The sequence below is a fragment of the Mesorhizobium argentiipisi (SeqCode) genome (assembly GCF_037179585.1).
GTDB lineage: Bacteria > Pseudomonadota > Alphaproteobacteria > Rhizobiales > Rhizobiaceae > Mesorhizobium > Mesorhizobium argentiipisi.
Map to the genome: position 1 here is coordinate 1 of NZ_JAPYKO010000117.1, position 443 is coordinate 443.

Consider the following 443-nt stretch of genomic DNA (forward strand, 5'->3'; position numbering starts at 1 on the left):
GTGATCTCGGGGAAATTGCCGCCGCCGCCGGCGCGGTAGTTGTTCGAGACGACGACGAACTTTTGAGCCGGATCGATCGGCTTGCCATTGAAGGCGAGGTTCTGGATGCGGTTGGCGTCCGGATTGATCGGCTTGCCGGACGAATCATATTTCGGCGGCTGCGATAGGTCGATCTGGTAGGTGACGCCGTCGATGACGTCGAAATTGTAGGACGGGAAGTCGTTGTTGAGCAGCGCCGCATCCTTCGAGCCGGCCTCGATGGGATTGAACATGCCGGCTGACATTTCGAGCCAGTTCTTCACCTGGGCGCCGGTGATGGCAACAGCCTGCACCGTGTTCGGGTAGAGATAGAGGTCGGCGACGTTCTTGATGGCGATATCGCCGGCCGGAACGTCGGTATAGTAGTCGGCGCCGCCGCGACCGCCGGCCTTGAAGGGGGCCGC

1 protein-coding gene is annotated in these 443 nt (G+C 61.4%); it reads right to left on the bottom strand.

The genetic code is table 11. From position 1 onward, the window contains the following. Positions 1-443, bottom strand: a 443-nt coding sequence (locus O7A05_RS34200) for a 5'-nucleotidase C-terminal domain-containing protein (protein ID WP_337097815.1), incomplete at both ends; no start/stop codon positions are given.